Here is a 1,885-nt window from a genome sequence, read left to right as displayed (position 1 = left end):
AGAGGAAGTATCAAGGAAGTTGAAAAGGAATTGGGGATTTCCTACCCAACCGTTCGAGGTAAACTAAATGACATCATTTCAGCCCTTGGATATGTGCAAAAGAAGAAAAATGAGGTAGACGAGAAAAAGGTTGTCGCCATGTTGGAAAATGGCGAAATCACTCCTGAAGAAGCCATAAAGCTCTTAAAAGATGAATGAATAGGGAGGAATTTACCATGAAAGAGGAAATTGCAAAAGTATTAACCATGGTCCAAGAGGGGAAAATTGATGCCGGTAAGGGCTCAGAACTGATCCAAGTATTAAAAGAGAAAGAAGAAGCAGGAAGTAAGCTAGTAGAAAAACCAACGAAATATTTAGAAAAGACATTAAAAGTTCGTGTCGTATCAGCAGAAAATGATAATGTCACGGTCAATTTGCCCGTAAAACTTATCAAGGCAGTATTAATGGCTGGACACAGCATCGCATCGAGTATTCCTCAGTCAGAAAAGTATGTAAAGGATCTCGACATCCACCTTATTATCGAAGCAATCGAAAATGAATTAGATGGCCAAATTGTGGATGTTAAATCGGCAAACGGAGATACCGTTTCTGTCATCATTGAATAGTGAGTTGCTTATGCTGCATGTAAAAGTAAAAGCAAAAGACATTCGGCTCACGTTCCCCATTCCATATGCCATTTTAAACTTCGGTATTTCCATTTTATCTTCAAAATTTATTCATCAACAGGCAAACAAATGGACAAAAGAGCACTTCGAAAGAAAACAACTAGACATTACCATTCCACAAATAGACAAAAAACTGCTAAAGCCAATCATTGAAGAACTGAAAAATCATAAAGGACTCGTACTCGTAGATGTCAAAGCTAAGGACGGTACTGAGGTTAGGATTAGATTATAATGTTTTATAGAATACACCGGTCACTGACCGGCTTTTTTATTGAACTCATGTAAAGAGCATTGCATTTCCTTATCGGGTGGTGACATTGTACCGGAATTTACATCAGCCAAACGGTGGGATTAATTCATCAGTTCGTAAGCGTTATCGAATTTATAATAGAAGAAACTCGTTTTTTTAAAAGTCTAGCTTACTATCTACCTATTAGTCATTGAACACTTTGCACCTTTTAGTCTTAAAGTCCTTCAACTCTTTAGAAACTACCAAATGAATGAGTTAAACAGACCCTTTTGTCGAAAAACTGAAAGCCTCGTCTATTTTTGTCTCCTTTTATCTTGTTTTATCGAATCTATTCCATATCAGTTAATAAATGCTATAATTCATTTTAATTCTATTAGATATTAAATTTACGGAAAGTTTTACTAAAAGTTTACGAGGTGTTATCGGTAATGAGACTTGACCTATGTGAAGCTGCTATTAAAGAGAAAAAAAACGAAATGATTAAATTAGGAATGACAAAAGGACTTCAAAATGAAGAAACCATCTATTGCAGCCAAGAACTAGACAAACTTCTTAACGATTATAATAGGATATTATCGGACAATAAACATTCTAAACCTATTAATCATCACGATGACTATTACTCTTTACTAAGAGAACACGTATTTAGGATTTTATTGCTGCCTTACAAATACTTTTTAATTTAATTGCAATAGTGGTATACCTCCACTTAAGTCCTTTAATTAACATTTCTAAATGTGTTTGGATTCGTTAATAATTTAGAGAGAATGCACATGGCATTCTCTCTTTTTTGTCTATTTTTAATCAAAGGCTTTTTAGGTGGGTGAAATAGGGGCTTTGGCAATTACAAAAAAGCCACTAGAACCATCCCTATGTTTCACAAAAAAATTTCAGTTTATCCTTCTTTTTAACTGAAGAGGGTTCTGCCCACCCAAAAAAAGCGAATTAGAAAACATATTTACATGTGTCT

General features: G+C 34.7%; 4 protein-coding genes. All 4 read left to right on the top strand.

Annotated elements, in window-relative coordinates; genetic code table 11:
* The coding region (locus tag V7659_RS25880) for a DUF2089 family protein (RefSeq protein ID WP_335542974.1) at nt 1–198 on the top strand (198 nt) is incomplete at its 5' end.
* A gap of 17 nt (nt 199–215) precedes the next feature.
* Nucleotides 216–605, top strand: a complete 390-nt coding sequence (locus tag V7659_RS25875; protein WP_335542973.1) for a hypothetical protein — start codon at nt 216–218, stop codon at nt 603–605.
* 10 nt (nt 606–615) lie between these two features.
* The gene (locus V7659_RS25870) at nt 616–897 is read left to right on the top strand and encodes a hypothetical protein (protein ID WP_335542972.1); all 282 of its coding nucleotides are present in this window, start codon (nt 616–618) and stop codon (nt 895–897) included.
* A gap of 446 nt (nt 898–1,343) precedes the next feature.
* On the top strand, nt 1,344–1,601 hold the full coding sequence (locus V7659_RS25865) for an aspartyl-phosphate phosphatase Spo0E family protein (RefSeq protein ID WP_283876462.1): 258 nt from the start codon (nt 1,344–1,346) through the stop codon (nt 1,599–1,601).
* Nucleotides 1,602–1,885 lie beyond the last annotated feature (284 nt).

This window comes from Neobacillus drentensis (assembly GCF_036966985.1).
In the GTDB taxonomy this organism is placed as follows: Bacteria; Bacillota; Bacilli; order Bacillales; family Cytobacillaceae; genus Neobacillus; species Neobacillus drentensis_E.
The sequence above is the reverse complement of the archived record's forward strand: the minus strand, read 5'-3'. Positions and strand labels throughout refer to the sequence as shown.